13 protein-coding genes are annotated in these 16,378 nt (G+C 70.4%); 4 read left to right on the forward strand and 9 right to left on the reverse strand.

From position 1 onward, the window contains the following. Nucleotides 1–2: 2 nt before the first annotated feature. Nucleotides 3–1,283 carry a phosphotransferase gene (locus T9R20_RS07675; RefSeq protein ID WP_322411930.1) on the reverse strand — a complete coding sequence of 427 codons (1,281 nt, stop codon included), beginning with the start codon at nucleotides 1,281–1,283 and terminating at the stop codon, nucleotides 3–5. A gap of 77 nt (nucleotides 1,284–1,360) precedes the next feature. On the opposite strand from T9R20_RS07675, the gene nudC reads away from it, so the two are divergent. Both nudC and T9R20_RS07685 read left to right on the forward strand, forming a co-directional pair. After that, nucleotides 1,361–2,296, forward strand: a complete 936-nt coding sequence (gene nudC / locus T9R20_RS07680; protein ID WP_322411931.1) for an NAD(+) diphosphatase — start codon at nucleotides 1,361–1,363, stop codon at nucleotides 2,294–2,296. After that, nucleotides 2,293–4,059 carry an ATP-dependent helicase gene (locus T9R20_RS07685; RefSeq protein ID WP_322411933.1) on the forward strand — a complete coding sequence of 589 codons (1,767 nt, stop codon included), beginning with the start codon at nucleotides 2,293–2,295 and terminating at the stop codon, nucleotides 4,057–4,059. Before nudC ends, T9R20_RS07685 begins: the two co-directional genes overlap by 4 nt. Before the next feature lie 766 nt (nucleotides 4,060–4,825). On the opposite strand, the gene T9R20_RS07690 is transcribed toward T9R20_RS07685, so the two are convergent. Then, nucleotides 4,826–6,166: a zinc-dependent metalloprotease gene (locus tag T9R20_RS07690; RefSeq protein WP_322412136.1), complete on the reverse strand. Its 1,341-nt coding sequence runs from the start codon at nucleotides 6,164–6,166 to the stop codon at nucleotides 4,826–4,828. A gap of 197 nt (nucleotides 6,167–6,363) precedes the next feature. Here T9R20_RS07690 and T9R20_RS07695 point away from each other — a divergent pair, with 197 nt between their 5' ends. Together T9R20_RS07695 and T9R20_RS07700 are read left to right on the forward strand one after the other, a co-directional pair. Further along, nucleotides 6,364–7,509, forward strand: coding sequence for a PDZ domain-containing protein (locus T9R20_RS07695; RefSeq protein ID WP_416182960.1), 1,146 nt, complete (start codon nucleotides 6,364–6,366; stop codon nucleotides 7,507–7,509). Between the two features lie 79 nt (nucleotides 7,510–7,588). Beyond that, nucleotides 7,589–10,507 carry a UPF0182 family protein gene (locus tag T9R20_RS07700; protein WP_322411935.1) on the forward strand — a complete coding sequence of 973 codons (2,919 nt, stop codon included), beginning with the start codon at nucleotides 7,589–7,591 and terminating at the stop codon, nucleotides 10,505–10,507. Between the two features lie 105 nt (nucleotides 10,508–10,612). Here T9R20_RS07700 and T9R20_RS07705 read toward each other — a convergent pair whose 3' ends face one another. Genes T9R20_RS07705 through idi form a run of 7 tightly spaced genes read right to left on the reverse strand, consistent with a single transcriptional unit; the run spans nucleotide 10,613 to nucleotide 16,230 of the window. After that, entirely contained in the window at nucleotides 10,613–11,512 is a 900-nt protein-coding gene (locus T9R20_RS07705; RefSeq protein WP_322411936.1) for a prenyltransferase, read from the reverse strand. Beyond that, nucleotides 11,509–11,826, reverse strand: a complete 318-nt coding sequence (locus tag T9R20_RS07710; protein WP_322411937.1) for a lycopene cyclase domain-containing protein — start codon at nucleotides 11,824–11,826, stop codon at nucleotides 11,509–11,511. The genes T9R20_RS07705 and T9R20_RS07710 overlap by 4 nt, the downstream gene beginning before the upstream one ends. Then, entirely contained in the window at nucleotides 11,823–12,176 is a 354-nt protein-coding gene (locus T9R20_RS07715) for a lycopene cyclase domain-containing protein (RefSeq protein ID WP_322411938.1), read from the reverse strand. The genes T9R20_RS07710 and T9R20_RS07715 overlap by 4 nt, the downstream gene beginning before the upstream one ends. A gap of 1 nt (nucleotide 12,177) precedes the next feature. Beyond that, complete coding sequence (gene crtI / locus T9R20_RS07720) at nucleotides 12,178–13,752, reverse strand: phytoene desaturase family protein (RefSeq protein ID WP_322411939.1); 1,575 nt, start codon at nucleotides 13,750–13,752, stop codon at nucleotides 12,178–12,180. Further along, on the reverse strand, nucleotides 13,749–14,630 hold the full coding sequence (locus tag T9R20_RS07725; protein ID WP_322411940.1) for a phytoene/squalene synthase family protein: 882 nt from the start codon (nucleotides 14,628–14,630) through the stop codon (nucleotides 13,749–13,751). The genes crtI and T9R20_RS07725 overlap by 4 nt, the downstream gene beginning before the upstream one ends. After that, nucleotides 14,627–15,682: a polyprenyl synthetase family protein gene (locus T9R20_RS07730; protein ID WP_322411941.1), complete on the reverse strand. Its 1,056-nt coding sequence runs from the start codon at nucleotides 15,680–15,682 to the stop codon at nucleotides 14,627–14,629. Before T9R20_RS07730 ends, T9R20_RS07725 begins: the two co-directional genes overlap by 4 nt. Next, the gene (gene idi, locus T9R20_RS07735) at nucleotides 15,679–16,230 is read right to left on the reverse strand and encodes an isopentenyl-diphosphate Delta-isomerase (RefSeq protein WP_322411942.1); all 552 of its coding nucleotides are present in this window, start codon (nucleotides 16,228–16,230) and stop codon (nucleotides 15,679–15,681) included. The genes T9R20_RS07730 and idi overlap by 4 nt, the downstream gene beginning before the upstream one ends. Nucleotides 16,231–16,378 lie beyond the last annotated feature (148 nt).

Consider the following 16,378-nt stretch of genomic DNA (forward strand, 5'->3'; position numbering starts at 1 on the left):
GCCTACTCCGAGACCGCCCAGCGTCGCAGCGCCGCCTGCGAGGCGCGCTCCGCCTCGCCCACGTCGTCCAGTCGGTCCCGGATCGGACCGAGATCCAGCGGCGCCGTGTCGTCCGGGGCGGCATCCTGCCGCGCCGCGGCGACATCGCGCCGGGCAGCGGCCTCGTCGGCCGCGTCGGACTCGGGGGCATCGGACCCGGCGTCGTCGGACTCGTCCGCGTCGTCGCCGAACCACCCCGACACCTCGGCGGGGTCGTACGCGTCGGTCTGCATCGAGGTGTCGACCGTCGGCGCAGCCCGCCCCGGAAAACGATCGAGCAACGCGATCGCGTCTTCGACGTCCCCGCGATCCTGCGGCACGAGGTCGTCGCCGGCCACACCGGCGGCGAGCGACTCGAGGAGCTCCACAGCGTCATCGACGATGTCGGAGCGCCCCGTCTCGTGCCCGTGCACGAGCCACTTCGCGAACTCCAACTCCGCATACAGCCGGGCCCGCTCGCGCAGCAGCCCGTCGGGAGCGTGGACGCTGCGGGCCAGATAGGAGGCGAAGACGTCGTCCGCGGCATCGGGGGCCGAGGCCAGCCACATGAAGTCGCCGGCGGGGTCTCCCACGCTCAGGCCGTGCCAGTCGAGGACGCCGGTGACGCGGGGTTCGCCGGCGAAGTCTTCGAACAGGAACGACGAAGCCCCGGCACCGCCGAGGACGACGGTGGTCTCGAAGCGCCAGAGCCCCTCGGCGTCCAGCGCCTGACTCCACCGGACGTCGAGGCTCGGAGGGAGACGACGGGTGGCCACCGCGCGCTCGACCGTGCGCTCGATGTCGTCGCGCAGCTGACGGGTCGTACGGGCGGGGAGTCCCTCGTCCCGGACGACCGAGACCGGGAGGGCGTGGATGGCGGCGATCGCCTCGCCGAGCGAGGTCGCGGCTCCCCGGCCGCCGGGCAGGTGCGGCGGGTCGACGCGGTACCCGGGCAGGAAGTCGGCGACGACCGCGCGGCCGTCGACGAGGGGGGTCTGCCCCAGCACCGTCGGGACGCGGAACGGAAGCAGTCCACGCACACCCGAAGTGAGCACGGTCAGGGCGCGCACCTCTGCCGCCGTCTCCACCGCGGCACCCTCGTCGACCGGCGCCCGTACGACAACACGACGCCCGTCGTCGAGATCGACCAGCGCGGAGTCGTAGCGCCCGGCGCTGTTCTCGGTCAGCGCGGCGACGCCGACGACGCCGGCGCCCGGCAGAGCGGAGGTCACCGACGCGGCTAGAGTGAGGGGTGAGCGTGCCATGTGCCCAGGGTAGGTCGGGCACGCGTCCGGGCCTTCGCGCCACGCCCTGGCTCGTCGACCAACGCGGGAAGGTCTCGATGACATCGTCTGACAGCGCCCGGGATCTGCCCCGTCCGGCGGTCGCCGGGCCGATGACGCGCTGGGATCGCGCCGCCTCTGATCGTTCCGTGGACGGGGTGATCGCCGCGGCGCTGAGCGATCCGCAGACGCGCGTCCTGGCGGTCGCGGGGGATCGCGTCTCCGTCCGGGGCGGGGGACTATCTTGGAGCCCGCCCGACCGATGGACCGGCTCCCGAGCAGTGGAGGTCGCGCACTGGGCGTTCCTCGGGCGGGACGAGGGTGACGCGGCGATCATCCTCGCTGTCGTCGACCCCGATGCGGTCCTCGATCACGAGACGACCCCGTCGCTGCGGATGGTCTCTGCGGACCTCAACGACGCCGAAGGAGCGGTGGCCGTCACGGCCGTGAGCCTCGCCCGATGGCTCGCCGACGCGCCGTTCTGCCCCGCCTGCGGCACCCGCACCGAGGTCCGCGACGCAGGGTGGTCGCGTCGCTGCCCGTTCTGCGGACGGGAGCACTTCCCCCGCACGGATCCGGCCGTGATCGTCGCGATCACCCACCGCGACGACCCCGACCGCCTGCTGCTCGGATCGAACGCGGCGTGGCCCGACGGGCGCTATTCGTGCTTCGCCGGGTTCGTCGAGGCGGGGGAGTCGCTCGAGGGCGCCGTCCGGCGGGAGCTGCGGGAAGAGGCCGGTGTCGAGGTCGGCGCGGTGCGGTATCGCTCCTCGCAGGCGTGGCCGTACCCGCGTTCGCTGATGCTGGGATTCACCGCCGAGGCCGTCGACGCCGGCACGGCACGGCCCGACGGTGAGGAGATCGTCAGCGTTCGGTGGTTCCACCGCCGCGAGATCGGGGAGGCGCTCGCGGGCCGCGGCGAGCTGCTCCTCCCCGGGCCGGCATCGATCGCGCATCGTCTCATCAGCGACTGGCACGCAGCGGGGTCCGCGTGACCGGTCCTCTGGAGGATCTCGACGAGCGTCAGCGCGAGGCGGTCACCGCGCTCCGCGGACCCGTGGTGGTCCTCGCGGGAGCCGGGGCCGGCAAGACGCGGGTCATCACACACCGCATCGCCCACGGTGTCGACACGGGGACGTACTCGCCCGGTCGCGTGATGGCGGTGACCTTCACCACGAAGGCCGCCGGAGAGATGCGCGCCCGCCTCCGCGCCCTCGGCGTCGAGGGGGTCTCCGCGCGGACCTTCCACGCCACCGCGCTGGCACAGCTGAACTACTTCTGGCCGACGCTCGCGGGGGATGCGATGCCTTCGATCGTCGACAACAAGGTGCGCCTCCTCGCGCACGCCGCCGACGGGGTCGGTCTCGAGCCCGACACCGCCACCCTTCGCGACGTCGCGTCCGAGATCGAGTGGCGCAAGGTCACGATGCGCTCGATCGAGGAGTACGCCCGCGACCGGCCCCAGGGGGTGGGTGGTCTCGACGTCGAGCGCATCGTCCGACTCCAGCGCGCCTACGAGGACCTGAAGGACCAGCGTCGGCAGATCGACTTCGAGGACGTGCTCCTGGCATGCGCGGGGATGATCGAAGCCGAGCCGCGCGTGGCCGCGACCATTCACGAGCAGTACCGCCACTTCACCGTCGACGAGTATCAGGACGTCTCACCGCTGCAGGCACGACTGCTCGAGCTGTGGCTCGGCGACCGCCGCGACCTGTGCGTCGTCGGCGACGCCAGTCAGACGATCTACTCGTTCGCCGGAGCCGACCCGCGCTTCCTCCTCGACTTCGAGCGGCGCCACGCCGGCGCCCGCGTCATCCGCCTGGAGCGCAACTACCGCTCCACACCGGCGATCCTCGATGTCGCGAACGCCCTGATGAAAGATCGTCCCGGTGCGCTTCGCCTCGTCTCCGCTGCCGAAGAGAGCCCGGATGCCGCCGGCGAGGCGTTCGTGCCGACGGTGAACGCCTACGACGACGAGCGCGACGAGGCCCGGGCGGTGGCGGCTCGCATCCGCGCGCGCATCGCCGAGGGGGCCGATCCCGCCACGATCGCGGTGCTCTACCGGGCCCACGCTCAGTCCGCCGAGCTCTTGAGGGCGCTGGCGGACGTCGGGGTCCCCACGACCGTGCTCGGCGGTCGACGCTTCTTCGATGTGCCCGAGGTCCGGCAGGCGGTGATGGCGTTGCGGGCCGCGGCCGTGGCACCTCTCACCGGAACCTTCGTCGAGGCCGTGCGCGACGTGCTCCGCTCGCTCGGGCTCACCGACGACCCGCCGCCGGCCGGGGGAGCGGTGCGTGACGCGTGGGAGGCGCGGGCCGCTCTCCTCCGCCTGGCGGAGGAGGCGCCGGAGGGGACGACCCTTCGCGAGTTCGCCGACGAGCTGCTGCGTCGCGCCAGGGTGCACGAGGAGCCGACGCTGCGCACCGTGACGCTGGCCACCCTTCACGCGGCCAAAGGCCTGGAGTGGGACCACGTTCATCTGATCGGACTGGCGGAGGGGCTGCTGCCGATCTCCTACGCCCAGACCTTCGAGACGATCGACGAAGAGCGACGACTGACCTACGTCGGCATCACGCGGGCCGTGCGAACTCTCGAGCTGAGCTGGTCCCGCGGATCACGGGACCGCCGCCCGTCGCGATTCCTGCAGGAGATCGGCACCCGCACCGTGCGTGCGGCTCGTGCCGGAGGACTCGGGGCACCGGCTCGCTCGTCAGGACGACCTCGGTCGTCGTCGACCGCATCGACTCCTCGCCGCTGAGCAGGCGCACCGCGCGTGCTGCGGACTCGACGAGGAGGGGACCCGGAACGTCGGCGACGGTCCTGCCGCACAGCTGGGCTGCCAGCACCGGCCATGCCGCGTCGGCGTCGGTCGAGGTCAGTGCCAGGCAGCTGAGGCAGGCCGTGACCCCCGGCACGACGAGGGGACCGATGCGCACCCGGCTCCCCGACAGGACGAACGGCAGGTGGGTCGCATCGGTGGCCATGAGTGCACTCACCCGCGCGGGATGGACGAGATGAGCCGCCAGCGCGATCACCGGAACCGCGGCGTCGGTCGCCGCTTCACCTGGCCAGTCGGAGGTCTCCAGGGCCAGCCCGCAGCCGGTCATCGCGGCGCGGATCGTCTCGACGAGCTCTGCCGCGACATCGCCGGCGATCTGAAGGACGGCGCGCGGTGGCGGCACCGGACGCTGCGGCTCCAGCGCCGGTGAGATCGCTTCGAGGAGATCGTCGCAGGCTCCGGCGGGGGCGCCGAGCGATGCCGCCACGAGAGGGACCGCAGAGGCGGGGAGGCCCTGGCGCAGCTCGTCGATCAGGCGCTCCTGCCAGAGCGCCGGAGCCGCCAGGGTGACCGCCGGTTCGAGTCCGAACTGCATCTCCCACGGGCTTCGCCAGAGGGGCGGGAAGGCGGGGTCCAGTCGGAGCATGCCCCGATCCTCGCCCCCGGCGACACTCCGCGGGAACTGTCCACAGACCTAGGGGAGAACGGGGGTTCGTCTCGCGCCTGTGCAGGAGAGGTGGTGTCGTCAGACCGGGCGGGGGTCGTCCGGCCGATCCGGGTCATCCTCGCCCGACGGGCCCGCCTCGTCCGACTCGCCGGACAGCAGGCGCTCGAGCGCATCGTCCATCTCGTCCCGCGCCGGCTCCTCGCCCCGCTCGCGGGCCTGAAGTCGCGCGACGAGCGCCGACGGGTCGTCGATGTCGTCGGCTCCGGGCATCAGGTCGGGATAGTCCCACAGACTGTCGCGTCCGGCGATCCCCACCGCGTCGGTCACCGCGCGCCACATCGCGGCGGCCTCCCGCATGCGCCGGGGGCGCAGCTCGAGTCCGACGAGCGATCCGAGCGCCCGCTCTGCGGGCCCTCCGACGGCGCGCCGGCGACGGACGGCTTCCGCGATGCGCACAGCCGAGGGCAGGCGCGAGGTGGCGTTTTCGGTGACCACGTCCACCCATCCCTCGATGGTCGCGAGGAGGTTCTCCAGTCGGGCCAGGGCGGCGTTCTGCGCGTCGCTGCGCGGCGGCAGGAGCGCGCCGCTCTCGAGGGCGCGCCGGAGCTCCTCCGGTTCGGACGGGTCGAATCTCGTCGCCAGATCTTCCAGTGCGTCGGTGTCGACATGGATCGCGCGGGCGAACTCGGTGACCTGCGAGATGACGTGCAGACGCAACCAGCGCGCGTGACGGAACAGGCGTGCGTGGGCGAGCTCCCGCGCGGCGACGTACAGCGCCAGCTGGTCGTCGGGAATCTCGAGATCCCTCCCGAAGTCGTCGAAGTTCTGCGGCAGGATCGCCGCTTCGCCATCGGGCATGAGCGGGATGCCCACGTCGCCTCCGCTGACGACCTCCTTGGAGAGGTTGCCGACGACCTGGCCCAGCTGCGACGCGAACAGCGATCCGCCCACGGTGCGCATGAGCCTTCCTGCACCTTCGACGAGCGCCTTCATCTCCTCGGGCGCCTGCTCGCTGAGGGCACGGGTGAGCGCGTCGGTGATGCTCGTGGCCACCGGCTCGGCCATCTCCCGCCACACCGGCAGGGTCGCCTCGACCCACGCGCCACGCGTGATCGCCCTCGGCGTCGTCGCGAGGTCCGACACCGTCGTCGCCTCGCCGAGCCAGAGGTTCGCGAGGGAGAACGCCTGGTCGAGGTCGGCCCGCTGACCGGAGGTGACGCTCAGCCCATCCTGGTTCGCGATGTGGAGGGCGCCGCGCGTGGTCATGTCCCACGGGATGCCGTCGCTGCCGGCGGTGAAGGCGCCCTGCAGCTGCGACATGATCGTCTGCATCATGGCGGGATCGATGTTCATCCCCGACAGGCGCGCGAGCGCCTCGGGATCGGGAGCACCGCCCCCTCCGCCGAACAGTTGGCGCATGAGCTCCTGGAACTCATCCTCTGGGCTGCGGTCGTCGTCTGGCACGTGAATCGCCCTCTCAGCCGGGTCAAAGACGTGGTGTCTACGCTAGTGGCACGGATGATCGCACTCTCCGAACAGGCCGGGCGGACCCTTACGCCGGTCGCGAACGATCAGCGACACCGGCACGAGGATCACAGCAGGAAGCAGGGACACCGTTGGTGCTGTTCGACGAGAAGGCGACGGTCGCGACGCCGCCGCCGCGGCGGCCGCTGAGCCGCGCCACGCTGGCGGGGATCTGGGCGCTGGTGATCGCCCTGGTCGTGCTGCTGGTCCTGACCTTCCTGCCCACCGCGTACGTCATCCAGCAGCCCGGACCGGTGTACAACACCCTCGGCACCGCGCAGAACGCTGACGGCGAGGACGTCCCGCTCATCACCGTCGACGGCGCCGAGACCTACCCGACCGACGGGTCGCTGGACCTTCTCACCGTTCAGGTTGTCGGCAATCCGGAGCGCACGCCGTCGTGGCTGGAGCTGGCGGGCGCGTGGTTCGATCGGACGCGGGCGGTGCTTCCCCTCGAGTCGGTTTTCCCCGCGGGCCAGACCACCGAGGAGCGTCAGAACCAGAGCACCAGCATGATGGTCAACTCGCAGCAGGATGCGACGGCGGCCGCCCTGACCGAGGCGGGATTCGACGTCCCCTCCGACATCGTCGTGTACGACTTCTCCCCGGACTCCGCCTCGGAGGGACTCCTCGAGGTCGACGACGTGATCGTGGCGGCGAACGGCACAGCCATCGACGGCGTCGACGATCTGCGTGAGATCATCAACGACGGCGAGGACGACCCCGTCGAGCTGACGATCCTTCGCGGCGGCGACGAGGAGACCGTGTCGGTCACCCCCACCGAGACCGTCGCCGAGGACGGCACCACGTCGTGGGTGATCGGCGTCATCCTCGCGAGGGAGTTCGAGTTCCCCATCGACGTGGAGATCCAGCTGAACAACGTCGGCGGCCCGAGCGCGGGGATGATGTTCGCCCTCGGGATCGTCGACCTGCTGAGCCCCGGGGATCTGACCGGCGGCGAAGACGTCGCCGGCACCGGAACCATCACCGCCGACGGAGTGGTCGGTCCCATCGGCGGCATCCGACAGAAGATGTGGGGCGCGGTGGGGGCCGGTGCGGAATGGTTCCTCGCGCCGCAGGCGAACTGCGACGAGGTCGTGGGACACGTCCCCGACGGCCTGCGCGTCTTCGCCGTCGAGGACCTGGACGACGCCTTGACGGCCGTCGAGACCGTCGCCGAGGGCGGCGACCTCGACGCGCTTCCCACCTGTACCGCGACGACGGCCGCGGCCGGGTGACCGCCGGCGGGCTGAGCGTTCGCCCTGACCACTCCCCGCCCGCGCGTGCGCGGGGAAACGCCCTCTTAGGATTGAGACCGTGACCACGACCCCCGCGCCGCAGGCCGCACCCTCCCGATCCCGACGGGCGATCGCGATCACCCTCGCCGTGATCGCGGCACTGGTGGCGGCCTTCTTCATCTTCGCCAACCTGTACGCCGATTGGCTCTGGTATGACCAGCTCGAGTTCACCTCGGTCCTGCTGACCCAGTGGCTGGCGCGCGTGGTGATGTTCGCGGTGGGCTTCCTCGCCATGGGCATCCCGGTCTGGCTCGCCATCCAGCTCGCCTACCGGCTCCGCCCGGTGTACGCCCGCCTGAGCTCGCAGCTCGACCGCTACCAGGAGGTCGTCGAGCCGCTCCGCCGCCTGGCGATGTGGGGGATCCCCGTCTTCTTCGGCTTCTTCGCCGGATTCGCCGCGTCCACGCAGTGGGAGACGACGTGGCTGTGGTTCAACGGGGTGCAGACCGATGTGACCGACCCCGAGTTCGGCCTGGACACCGGGTTCTATATGTTCGCGATGCCGTTCTACGGCTCGGTCCTCGGGTTCGCCTCCGCCGTCCTCCTCGTCTGCCTGCTCGTGTCCGGACTGGTGTCCTACCTCTACGGGTCGGTCCGGGTCGGCCAGCGCGAGCTCCGCATCTCCAAGGCCGCGCGCATCCAGCTCGCCGTCATCGCGGGCCTGTACATCCTGGTGCAGGCCGGGAGCCTGTGGCTCGACCGGTACCGCACCCTCGTCGAGCCGTACGACCGGATCACCGGGCCGGGATACACCGGTGTCAACGCGGTCATCCCCGGTCAGACGATCCTCGCGATCGTCGCGGCGATCGTGGCGATCCTGTTCTTCGTCACCGCTGTCATCGGGCGCTGGCGGTACCCCCTCATCGCCACGGCGCTGCTGGTCGTCTCGGCCATCGTGGTCGGCGTCGGCTACCCGTGGGTGCTGAACACCTTCCAGGTGCGTCCGAACCAGCTCACTCTCGAGAGCGAGTACTACCAGCGCAACATCGACATGACCAAGATGGCCTACGGCATCGACGGGCTGGAGAAGACCGACTTCAGCGCCGTGACCGACGTCGAGCCCGGGCAGCTGCGCGAGGACGCCGAGACGACCGCATCCATCCGCATCATGGACCCGGCGATCATCAGCCCGACCGTCCGGCAGCAGGAGCAGTACCGCGCCTTCTACCAGTTCCCCGAGACGCTGGACGTGGATCGGTACGAGATCGACGGGGAGTCCCAGGATGCCATCGTCTCCGTGCGCGAACTGGACGTCGAGCGCCTCGGCCAGGCGTCGACCTGGCAGAACACCACGGTCGTGTACACGCACGGCTACGGCATGGTCGCTGCACGTGGCAACGCGCGCACCGTCGAGGGCTTCCCCGAGTTCATCGAGCGAGGGATCCCGGTCTCCGGCGTCCTCACCGAGGAAGAGGAGTATCAGCCGAGGATCTACTTCGGCGAGAACTCCCCGCCCTACTCGATCGTGGGCGCTCCGGCGGGAACGGAGCCGTTCGAGCTCGACTACCCCTCCGGTGCGGATGGCGAGAACGAGACCCGCTACACCTTCACCGGTGACGGGGGACCGAGCGTCGGCAACGTCTTCAACCGCCTGATCTACGCGCTGAAGTTCCAGTCCGAGCAGATCCTGTTCTCCGACTTCGTCAACGAGGAATCGCAGATCCTCTACGACCGTGATCCGCTCACGCGCGTGGAGAAGGTCGCCCCGTATCTGACCCTCGACAGCGACCCGTATCCGAGCGTCGTGGACGGCCGGATCGTGTGGATCGTCGACGGCTACACCTTGAGCGCGAACTACCCGTACTCCACGACGGTGAGCCTGCAGCAGGCCATCGCCGACTCCAACAACGTCCAGCCGCGGTTCGCCATCGACGACATCAACTACGTCCGCAACTCGGTCAAGGCCACGGTCGACGCCTACGACGGTTCGGTCACCCTTTACGCGTGGGACGAGGAGGACCCGGTCCTCCAGGCCTGGCAGAACGTGTATCCCTCCACCGTGGAGCCGATCAGCGAGATGTCCGCCGACCTCATGAGCCACGTGCGCTACCCGACGGATCTGTTCAAGATCCAGCGCGCGATGCTCGGGGTGTACCACGTCGATGACGCCCGTGCCTTCTACCAGCGCGACAACGCCTGGGCCACACCGGAGGATCCGCAGGACCCCGGCAGCTTCCAGCCGCCGTACTACTCCACGATCCAGATGCCGGGCCAGGAGACGCCGAGCTACTCGATGTTCACGACCTTCATCCCCTCGTCCGAGGGCGGCGCGAGCCGGAACGTCCTGATGGGGTACCTGGCGGTCGATTCCAATGCCGGAGCAGAGGCGGGCGTGAAGGGCGAGGGTTACGGCAAGCTCCGGATGCTGGAGATCGACGCCGAAACGCCGGTTCCCGGGCCCGGACAGGTCCAGAACACGTTCGACGCCGATCCGACGGTGTCGGCGCAGATCAACATCCTGTCCCAGGGGCAGTCGGACGTGCTCAACGGCAACCTTCTGACGCTCCCCGTCGGTGGCGGTCTGCTCTACGTCCAACCGGTGTTCGTGCAGTCGTCGGGCGGCACGCAGCTGCCCACCCTCCAGCGGGTGCTCGTCGCCTTCGGTGATCGGATCGCGTTCGAGAACACTCTCAACGAGGCTCTGGACACCCTCTTCGGCGGCGACTCGGGAGCCACCGCCGGCGACACGGATGTGCCGCCGGACACCGAGCCCACGCCGACGCCCACGCCGACTCCGACCGAGACCGCCGACGCCGGCGAGACCCCGGCGCCGACCGCGCCCCCGGCCGATGAGTACCAGGCCGCGCTGCAGGAGGCGCAGGACGCGATGATGGACCGCCAGGAGGCCCTTCAGGCGGCGGACTGGGCGGCCTACGGAGAGGCGGACGCGCGACTGACCGCGGCGGTCGAACGGCTCATCGAGCTCGGGGAGCAGTAGCCTCCGGCCGCGGGCGAGCCGGCCGAAGCAGATGCCCCCGGACCGCGTCCCCACCCGGGGCGCCGGTCCGGGGGCATCCGGACTTTCCGCGGCGGTGTGCGGGCGTCAGGCGTCGGCGGTCAGGAGGCCGTAGGAGATGAGCAGCACCGTGACGATGAAGCCCGCGATCTGATTGATCCACAGGAAGCGGCGCCAGCCGGTCGTCGCCCGCTCGGCGGTGTCGTCGGTGACCGATCGATACGGCCACACGATCGCGATGTAGGGGAGTACGGCGATGACGGCCAGCGGCCCGGGCCACGCCGTCGCGAGGATCACCAGGCCCGCCGCGAAGTAGCAGGCGAGGGCGAACCGCACCGTCCAGCGGGCGCCGCGCGCGGTGGCGATCGAGCTGATCCCGGCGGCGCGATCGGCGAGCACGTCCTGGACGGCGCCGAACGCGTGGGAGGCGACGCCCCAGAGCGCGAAGGCGACGATGATCGCGAGGAGCTGCCACGTCCAGGCGACTCCGGCGAGGACGAGAGCGTACACGGCGGGGGAGAAGAAGTGGATGCTGCTGGTCACCGAGTCGGCGAAGGGCCGCTCCTTCAGCCGCAGCGGCGGTGCGCTGTAGAACACCACGAAGAAGAGGCTCGCCCCCAGCACGAGCCACGAGGCGGGGGAGCCCACCCACACCAGGTAGGCCACGAACGGCAGGCACAGCAGCCCCGACACCCACAGCGTGAGGGCGTGCAGCCGCCTGTCGAGCACCGCACCGTGCGCGCCCCCCTTGCGGGGATTGCGCAGATCGGACTCGTAGTCGAAGACGTCGTTGATCCCGTACATCGCCACGTTGTAGGGGATGAGGAAGAACAGCGTGCCCAGGATCAGGGTGAGATCGACCTGGCGCGTGGCCAGCAGGTAGGCGGCGGCGAACGGGTAGGCGGTGTTGATCCAGCTGACGGGCCTCGACGAGACGAAGAGCTGCCGGATGACCCGACCGGGCCGCAGGGGCGTCGGGGTGGTCATGCGGTCTCCTCCGGCACGCGGCGAGCGGTCATCAGGGTGTGGACGGCGGGAACGAGGAATGCCGCCGCGATGGCGTAGAGGAAGTCCTCGATCGGCGCGAGCCCGATGAGGATGCCGCTGCGGTGTTCTTCGTCGTAGGCCACGAGTCCTGTTCCGATGATGACATTGTCGAAGATGGCGGTGAGGATGACGAGCACCACCGCGCCGGCGAGGGATGCCACCATCCTCTCGCGGAACCGTGGTCGTCGCGCGGTGGCCAGCGTCACCCCGGCCGCGAGAAGCACGAACGGGATGCTGATGAGGGTGTAGGTCACGCGTCGCCGACCTCCTGTCGCGCCGCACGGCGGTCGGCGAGATGGCGGCGGATGCGCAGGGCAGCCGCGTAGTAGAGGATCGCCTGGTAGGACAGGAACGTCAGGAAGAACACCTCTTCGATCGGGAGTTCGGGAGCGATCAGGATCCCGACGAACAGGGGACTCTCGCCCTGGAAGAACACCCCCGTGAGGATGCCGACGGCATCCCAGGCGAGGAAGAACAGCACGCCGGCGGCGACCGAGACGACGGTCGCCAGCGGCGTGCGCCAGAGCGCCAGCCGGAAGCGCGCGTCGATCACCGCCATCCCTGCGCCCGAGAACACGATCGCAAGAAGGTAGAGTCCGGGCACCTCACACCCTCGCAGGCTCGGGAAGGGGCCCCGGGCTCCGGTCTCCCCGAAGACGCTTCAGCACCAGCTCGGCCGAGATGAGGCACATCGGAAGACCGATCCCCGGAAGAGTGGAGGCGCCGGCGTAGACGAGTCCACGCACCTTCTTGGAGGCGTTCTTCGGCCGGAAGATGGCGCTCTGATTCAGCGTGTGGGCAAGGCCCAGGGAGTTCCCACGCCACGCGTGCAGATCATGGAGGAAGTCACCCGGGGTGATCGTGCGCCGGACGACGATGCGATCGGCGAGGTCGGGGATGCCGGCCCACTCCGAGATCTGCGCGATGACATGGTCGGCGGCAGCCTCGATGCGCGGGTCACCGTCGCCCTCGACTCCGCCCCGTCCGAGCGACGGGTCGGCCGGGATGGGGACGAGGACGAAGAGGTTCTCGTGCCCGGCCGGCGCGACGGTGTCATCGGTGGCACTCGGCCGGCAGATGTAGATGGACGCGGGGTCCGGGATGTGCGCGTCGGCACCGAAGATCGCCTCGAAATTCGCCTTCCAGCGGTCGACGAACATCAGCGTGTGGTGGGCGAGCTCGGGAAGTTGCCCTTCCACGCCGAGCAGGAGCAGGAGTGCGCCGGGGCTCGGCTGCTTGCGGGTCCACCACTCCTCCGGATACGTCTGGAGTTCGCGGGGGAGGAGCGCCGTCTCGGTGTGGTGCAGGTCGGCGGCCGAGACCACCAGGTCGGCGTCGATCACCTCGCCGCCCTGCAGGCGGACGCCGGTCGCCCGCACGGGCCCTGCATCGTCGGCGGTGAGGATGGCGGCGACCTCGGCGTCGGTGCGGATGGTCACGCCGTGCCGTCGCGCGACGCGCTCCACCGCGCGGATGACCTCGGTGAACCCGCCCCGCGGATACAGGACGCGATCGTCGAGGTCGAGGTGGCTCATGAGGTGGTACAGGCTCGGCACACCGTAGGGGGAGCCGCCGAGGAACACCGCCGGATACTCGAGGATCTGGCGGAGCATCGGCTCGCGGAAACGCTGGTCGACGAAGCGGGCCAGCGTCGTGGTCAGCAGCGGCAGGAGCTGAGGCAGACGCTTGAGGATCGCGGGATCGCGGATCCCCGCCGTGGTCTCGTAGGTGTCGTACAGGAACCGCGAGACGGCCAGGTCGTAGGCGCTGCCTGCCGAGTCGAGATAGGTCGCCAGCGTCTTGCCCGCGCCGGGCTCGATCGACTCGAACAGTGCGGTCGACTCCGCCCGGCCGGAACGGACGTCCACCGACTCTCCGGCGGTGCCGGCGGAAGCGGGCTCACGGTAGACCCGGTAGGCGGGATCGAGCTTGACCAGATCCAGTTCTTCGTCGGCGGTGGTGCCGACGAGGCGGAAGAAGTGGTCGAACACCTCGGGCATGAGGTACCAGCTCGGACCGGTGTCGAAGCGGAACCCGTCGCTCTCCCATGAGCCGGCCCGCCCGCCGACGTCGCTCCGCGCCTCCAGCACGGTCACGTCGTGTCCCTCGGCGGCGAGGAGCGCGGCGGTGGCGAGCCCGGCGATCCCGCCGCCGATCACCACGGTTCGTTCGGCGGTCATTCGCGGGCTCCTCTCGGGTGAAGGCCCAGCATCGCACGCGCGGCGAGGGCGGCCTTGACGGTGTCGGGTACGCGGACCCGGGTGCGGGCGTCGTCTCCCTCGCGGCGGAGGCGACGGGAGAGCTCGGCGAAGAGGTCGTGGGCGACCGTGACAGCTCGTCTGCAGTCCGCGGGGAGCGAAGGGATGGTCGCAGCGGCGGCGGCGAGGTCGGCGTCGATGCGGTCGAGGACCTCGGTGCGGGTGCGTCGACCGGTGGTGACGCCCAGGTAGTCGCGGCCCAGGGCGCCCTCGTCGTGGAAGAGATCCCGCAGAAAGTTGACGTCCTGGAACGCGGCGCCGAGCCGGCGCGCCCCTTCGACGAGCGCCGGATCGGGGAGGGCGGGTCGGGGGTTGTCGGCGTTGACGAACACGTGGAGGCACATCAGGCCCACCACCTCCGCCGAGCCGTAGACGTAGGAGTCGTGCGAGGCGTCGTCGTGGTTGGCGACGGTGAGGTCGGTGCGCATGGACTGGAAGAAGGGCGCGATGAGATCGGCGCCGATGAGGCATTCCCGGGCGGTGCGGGCGAAGGCGTGCACGACGAGGTTGGAGCTGAATCCACGGTCGATGGCCGCCATCGTCTCGTGCTCGAGATCGTCCAGGACCGCCCGTTCCGCCTCGGGATCCAGACCCGCCTCGTGGGCGGGCCCGTCGACGATCTCATCGGCCACCCGGACCAGTGCGTAGACGTTGCGGACGTGCGGCCGCGGCCGCACACCCAGCAGACGGGTGGCGAGGCCGAACGAGGTCGAATACGCGGCGATCACTGCGGCGGATGCGTCCTCGGCCGTGCGGTCGTACTGAGCGAGCCCGGTGGGACGATCGCCGGATGCGGTCACGGAATCCTCTCCTGAATGCGGACGCAGAGGTCCTGCAACAGCATTCTCGCAGCGACGGGGAGCTCTCGGGCGGCGGAGTGCTTTCCTGCTCCCGCGAGTGTGTCGTCGATGAGTTCGCGCAGGCGTGTCCGGGCGCCACTGGCCTCGAGGGCCTCCTGCGCTTCCCGGATGGCGATCGGACCGGTGTGGGCGACGGCGAGTGCATCATTGACCCGTGACCACGCTGCGGTCTGCCGGGCGAACGCGATGAGCGGGGTGCGCTTGGCCTCGCGCAGGTCGCCGCCCTCCTCCTTACCGGCCTGGTCTGCCGTGCCGAAGGCGCCGATGAGGTCGTCCACGAGCTGGAACGCGAGTCCGATGCGGGCGCCGGCGTCCCCCAGAGCGGCGATCGCCGCGTCATCCGCACCGGCGAGCACGGCGCCGGCCTGGAGGGGGGCGCTGAAGGAGTAGACGGCGGTCTTGTCGCGAGCGGCGGCGATGAGCGCGGCATCCTCAGCGAGATCGGGCACGACCGCATTCTCGACGTCGGCGAGCTCTCCGGCGGCCGAGACGAACACGGCGTCGTCGAGGAGGCCGAACAGAGCCTCGCGTGCGCGCGACGTCGTGTCGGAGGTGGCGATGAGCCGGCCGGCCTCGTGCAGGAGGAGGTCGCCGGCGAGGATGCCGGCGGCGTCGCCGAGCGTCGCCGCGCCCCCGGGACTCGCACCCGCGGTGAGGGCGCGAAGGCGGAACTCACCGCCCACGTTGGGGATGCCGCGACGGATGAGGTCGTGGTCGATCACGTCGTCGTGGACGACGAAGGCGGTGTGGAGCAGTTCGAAGGCCGCCGCGACCCGGTAGACGGTCGGCAGTCGCGCCTCGTCGCCGGCGAAGGCGTGGAACGAGGCGACGACGAGAGTGGGGCGCAGGCGCTTTCCGCCGGAGGCGGCGCGGGCGATGGCCTCGCCGAGCACGCAGAAGCCGTCGCCCAGGCGCGCCGCGCGGTCGCTGATGCGCTGCACCGCCGAGTCGATGGCGAGATCGATCTCGGCACTGGAGGCGGCGGGGATCATGAGGCCCGTCGTTGGGGTTCTGCGGCGTCGAACAGGTGGAGCTGCTGGGCCTGGAGGACGAGCCACGGACTGAAGGCCCAGGGCGTACTCACCAGCGAGGCGGCGAGGTCCGCCGGATCGACCCATCGCGCGTCCATGACCTCGGCGGGGTTCAGCACGGGTTCGCGCTCTGCCCGTGCGGTGTAGACGGGGCAGACCTCGTACTCCACAACGCCACTGGCATCGGTGGCCCGGTAGCGGAAGAGGGGCAGGGCGAGCTGGATGTCGCTGAGGACGAGTCCCAGCTCGGATTCGGCGTGGCGCCGGACGGCCGAGAGGACCGGCTCCGCCGGCCGCGGGTGTCCGCAGAAGGAGTTCGTCCACACGCCGGGCCAGGTCTTCTTCGACAGCGCCCGGCGGGTGACCAGAACCTCGCCGTCGTCATTGACGACGTGGCAGGAGAAGGCAAGGTGCAGGGCGGTGTCACTGCCGTGGACACTCGACTTGGGAGCGGTGCCGATGGCGCGGCCGGCCTCGTCGAGAAGGACGACGTGGTCGATCTCCGTCATGGCGCCTCCTGAACAGTTCGCTAGTTTTCCTAGCGATATCGGTTGGTCGATGATACAAGGAGGCTGTGGGGGTGTCTACACGGCACCCTCGCTGCGTCCGCGCCTTCCATGATGCCCTGGAACGAGAGGGTGGGGCGCACGCGCAGGA

Origin of the sequence: Microbacterium invictum, from assembly GCF_034421375.1 — a bacterium.
Lineage (GTDB): Bacteria > Actinomycetota > Actinomycetes > Actinomycetales > Microbacteriaceae > Microbacterium > Microbacterium invictum_A.